Source organism: Kribbella swartbergensis (assembly GCF_054784135.1).
Genome location: NZ_BAAGPM010000033.1, coordinates 1 through 1,628, shown reverse-complemented (window position 1 = coordinate 1,628; position 1,628 = coordinate 1). Strand labels below are relative to the sequence as shown.

Below are 1,628 nucleotides of genomic sequence, written 5' to 3'. Positions count from 1 at the left end.
CGAGCTGGTGAAGATCCGCGCCTCCCAGCTCAATGGCTGTTCCTATTGTATTTACATGCACACCAAGGCTGCACGGGAGATCGGGGAGAGCGAGGAGCGGCTCTACCTCCTTAGCTCGACTTTGGCCATTTCTGGCAGGTGGTTTGGGAGTGCAGAGGCGGCGAAGCGAACGATGCGGTAGGTTGGTGTGTCCCCGCCAAGAGACACGGCCATGCCAGACCTGCCCACCCGCTTCGCCGCGATCATTTTAGCCTTTGCCCCGCTCTTTCGCTACCGAACCTGGCGCCATGCCGAGGTCCTGCTCGTCGGGGCCATTCTGGCACCCGGCAAGCGCACTGTGACCAGCATCTTGCGCATCACCGGCCTCAGTCGCGAGGCTCACTTCGTCAACTACCATCGCGTGTTGAGCCGGGCTCGCTGGAGCGGACGCGAGGCCGCCCGTCTGCTGCTTTGTTTGCTCATCCACGCCTTTGCACCAACCGGTCCGATCATCCTCGGCCTTGATGACACCATTGAGCGTCGGCGCGGCCGGCGCATCACAGCCAAGGGCATCTATCGCGATCCGGTGCGCTCATCCGATGCTCACTTCGTCAAGGCATCAGGCCTGCGCTGGCTCAGCCTCATGCTCCTGGCGCCCATTCCGTGGGCCGCCCGTACCTGGGCCTTGCCGTTCCTCACCGCCTTGGCGCCCTCGGAGCGCTACTGCCGTGAGCGGGGACAGCGGCATAAGAAGCTGACCGACTGGGCCCGCCAGCTGGTGCTGCAGGTGCGGCGTTGGCTGCCTGAGCGCGAGCTGGTGCTGGTGGCTGACATGGGCTTTGCCGCCCTGGAGTTGCTCGCAGCCCTGTCCCGTCAGGGTGTGATCTGCATCACCCGACTTCGGCTGGACGCTGCCCTCTATGAACCAGCCCCACCGCGTCGACCAGGGACAAGCGGCCGTCCCCGCACCAAAGGAGCTCGCCTGCCAACCCTTTTTGATGTGCTGACGCGGACAAGTACGCGCTGGCAACGCGTCACGGTGCCGGGCTGGTATGGCGAAGGGGATCGGCTGGTCGAGTTCTGCTCGGCCACGGCTGTGTGGCGCCACGGCGGCATGCCGGTGGTACCAATCCGCTGGGTGCTGCTGCGCGATCCCCTTGGACGCTTCTCGCCGCAGGCCTTGCTGTGCACCGATCCCAGGCAGGCTCCGTTGCAGATCATCCGCTGGTTCATTCTGCGCTGGCAAGTCGAGGTCACATTCCAGGAGGCCCGCGCCCATCTGGGTGTGGAGACGCAACGGCAATGGTCGGATCGTGCCGTGGCCCGCACCACACCCTGCTTGTTCGGGCTGTTCTCCATCGTGACCCTGCTGGCTGCCCAACTCGACCGGCGCACCCGAACAGCTGTGCTCATCGACAGCTGGTACCGCAAGTCTCATCCGACTTTTGCGGATGCGCTCGCAACCGTGCGACGGCAGATTTGGCGCGAGACAGGTTTGTTTACATCCCGGCACCGGCACAAAACGCCGAAACCCTCACGGGCCCTTCAGCAGTGCTTGGTTTACGCACTCTGTCACGCCGCCTGATTGGCCAAAGTCGAGCTTAGTGCCTGGCGCGAATCTTCGTTTTATTCCGACCGCGAGCGGGCGG

Annotated in this window: 2 protein-coding genes; both read left to right on the top strand. The window is 64.1% G+C overall.

The features are described 5' to 3' along the window. Positions 1-181 (top strand): carboxymuconolactone decarboxylase family protein (locus ACYVOK_RS29100; RefSeq protein WP_460665760.1); only part of this gene is annotated, 181 nt, incomplete at its 5' end. Positions 182-211: 30 nt separating this feature from the next. Then, positions 212-1,564 carry an IS701 family transposase gene (locus tag ACYVOK_RS29095; RefSeq protein ID WP_460665759.1) on the top strand — a complete coding sequence of 451 codons (1,353 nt, stop codon included), beginning with the start codon at positions 212-214 and terminating at the stop codon, positions 1,562-1,564. Positions 1,565-1,628 lie beyond the last annotated feature (64 nt).